Origin of the sequence: Bradyrhizobium uaiense (assembly GCF_010811875.1) — a bacterium.
GTDB classification, from domain to species: domain Bacteria; phylum Pseudomonadota; class Alphaproteobacteria; order Rhizobiales; family Xanthobacteraceae; genus Bradyrhizobium; species Bradyrhizobium uaiense.
The window spans coordinates 1-255 of the sequence record NZ_VKHP01000695.1; the positions used below are offsets into that span (position 1 = coordinate 1).

A 255-nucleotide genomic window follows, 5' to 3' on the forward strand; every position below is an offset into this window, starting at 1 on the left:
GTCTCGACCTCGCGCTTGAGCTCCGCCACCATCGCCTGCGCGGTCTCCAAATGGCGAGCGAGTGTTCGTTCTCGCCGGAACGAGGCGGCCCCGGCGCTCGCCCGGATCCGTACGCCGTCCTGCGCCAGCTTGTTGAGATCGACCAGACCCACCTCCGCCAAGGCCGCAAGATGCTCGGCAAGCAGCCGGTCGAGCAGATCGGCGCATCCGACCCGGAAGTCTGCCAGTGTATGGTAGTTCACCGAGACCCCGCCA

Annotated in this window: 1 pseudogene; it reads right to left on the reverse strand. The window is 67.1% G+C overall.

From position 1 onward, the window contains the following. A pseudogene (locus FNJ47_RS55655) lies at positions 1-255 on the reverse strand (IS5/IS1182 family transposase); the annotation flags it as partial.